The sequence below is a fragment of the Nitrospirota bacterium genome (assembly GCA_040754395.1).
GTDB lineage: Bacteria > Nitrospirota > Thermodesulfovibrionia > Thermodesulfovibrionales > SM23-35 > JBFMCL01.
The window spans coordinates 1-2250 of sequence record JBFMCL010000050.1 but is presented as its reverse complement, the minus strand read 5'-3'; the positions used below and the strand labels follow the sequence as shown (position 1 = coordinate 2250).

4 protein-coding genes are annotated in these 2250 nt (G+C 47.5%); all 4 read left to right on the top strand.

Features of this window, described 5'->3' with window-relative positions; genetic code table 11:
• Window positions 1-218 precede the first annotated feature (218 nt).
• On the top strand, window positions 219-509 hold the full coding sequence (locus AB1552_14310; GenBank protein MEW6054931.1) for a hypothetical protein: 291 nt from the start codon (window positions 219-221) through the stop codon (window positions 507-509).
• Between the two features lie 223 nt (window positions 510-732).
• Entirely contained in the window at window positions 733-1497 is a 765-nt protein-coding gene (locus AB1552_14305) for a nuclease-related domain-containing protein (GenBank protein MEW6054930.1), read from the top strand.
• A 73-nt stretch (window positions 1498-1570) separates the two neighbouring features.
• A complete protein-coding gene (locus AB1552_14300) occupies window positions 1571-1981 on the top strand; it encodes a (deoxy)nucleoside triphosphate pyrophosphohydrolase (protein ID MEW6054929.1) in 411 nt (136 codons plus the stop codon).
• 151 nt (window positions 1982-2132) lie between these two features.
• A partial coding sequence (locus tag AB1552_14295) for a transposase (protein ID MEW6054928.1) occupies window positions 2133-2250 on the top strand: 118 nt, incomplete at its 3' end.

Here is a 2250-nt window from a genome sequence, read left to right as displayed (position 1 = left end):
AGTCGTACCGGAAGAGAATGCGCCCGCAATCAAAGCAACCGGCACTCACACCAACAGGACTCAGCGAGGGTCAAACTGCTCAATAAAACTGACCCCGCCCCTGCTCAATAACGCTGACCCTTGACAGACGATCCACTGAATAACAGTGGAAAGGGAGGCATGGAGGTGACAAAAATTGTGAAAAGAGTCCTGGAAAGCCGACAAAAATGAAGAGTGACATGGAGCCACAGAACAACAACCTCGATCAGCGTATTGGCAAACTGGCCATGCTGGCACAAGACCTTGCCCGGGATGCTGGCCGGCAATATTCCATCGAAGTCGAAGCCATTCTGAACGTGCAAGATAATGATATACGGCGCATCGAAAAATGCCTCGACGGCATGCTCGACTTCTGCTTCTTCGATGAAATGCTCTCGCTATACAAGAAGCTCTGCCGTTACTATTTTGAGATTGCCCCGGAGGCTGCAGCTTGTTACGTCCACGCCTACCATGAAATGTGGGATGAGTAAGAGACCGATATCTGGAATGAAACGAAATGACAAGAAGAAGACGTTCAATTGAATGGTTCCAAAAGCTGTGACTACCAAACTGCTCTTATATTTATTAATAATGATGTTATCCTTTGGACTTACATTTGTACCCTTGTTGGCTGTCATTTGGCGTCTGAGGCGACAAAGAAGGTCAAAGCGTAGTCCCTTTACAGAATGTCTTCTCAGGAATCCAGGAGAAACATTGAGACAACGGCTTGAAGGGATTAATGAGAAAATATACGATTTTTCCCTTTATATAGTCATGATTTTTTGTTTATCATTTTTGTTTGTATTGTATGCTTTGCAAGCAATTTCGACAGGGATGGGGTGGTATTTACCTGTTTTGTTTGGATTAATTCTTGGAATATCTCTTGTTTTCTTCTTGCGATATATATACAAATTATTCCAAAAAAGAAATGATACTTTACTCGGCCTGGAAGCAGAATTAGCTGTCGGACAGGAGCTGAACCAGCTAATGCTTCACGGTTATCGGGTTTATCATGATTTTTCCTTCGATGAATACAATATTGACCATATTGTTGTCGGGCCAAACGGGGTATTTGCGATAGAAACAAAAGGGAAGGCCAAGCCTGATACCGGCGGCGGCTCCAAGGACGCGACCATCATCTACAATGGCAAAGTCTTGGAGTTTCCCGACGGGTTCCAAACGGGCGAGCCACTGGCACAGGCGAAACGGCAGGCTTCATCACTTTCCAAATGGCTAAGCTCTGCAATCGGCGAAACTATTACGGTCAAACCAGCGCTTGCCTATCCCGGCTGGTTTATCAAACAAACCACCCCTGACGTTTTTCTTTTTCTGTATGGAAAAGCTCAGCATTACCAGAGGGCACTCCGGATGAATGAAAAAATAAATCCAGCAACAATTCAGCGAATTGAACATCAACTTGAACAAAAATGCCGTAATGTAAAACCAATCGCGTATCATCAGAGAAAAAAATGGACTTGATGCTATTTGCACTATCCATTTATGCCATTAACGTTAGGTTATTTTAGGCGCATCGCCTTTTCTGACCTAGCAAATGAACACAATGGGAAGGAAACATATCCAGGTAACCTGCGCCATTATCGAGCGCAATGGCCTTGTCTTGGCCGCACAGCGCAGCGCTGTAATGACCTTACCGCTAAAATGGGAATTCCCGGGAGGAAAGATCCGCGGCGGCGAGACCCCTGAGGAATGCCTGCGTTGGGAGATACGGGAAGAACTCGGTCTTGAAATAGCCGTGTTCCAACAACTGCCTTTTTCAATCCATGACTACTCCAAGCTGACCGTGACTCTTCATCCTTTCATCTGTTCGATTATTGCCGGCGAAGTAACACTTCATGAGCATGCGGACGCCACGTGGCGGCGCGCGAAAGAACTCGTCAATCTTGACTGGGCTGCTGCGGACGTGCCGGTTCTTGATGCCTATCTGAAGCACCTGGGCGGGTGAGAAGATGCCACCCTTGCTCCCGCCCGGAATCTATGAAACTCTTCTCAATCGCTCCCTGCAGGATGTACTTGCGCAGAATCCAGAACTCCGAGGAATTCCGGGGACAGTATATCGAATTGACATACCATCCCACCTCGGCTAATTTCCGTCCATGGCTAGACTGGCACGAGTCATCGCACCGGGCGTTCCCCATCATGTCACCCAACGTGGAAACCGCCGCCAGCAGACCTTCTTCTGCGACGACGATTACCGGGAATACATCGCCCTGG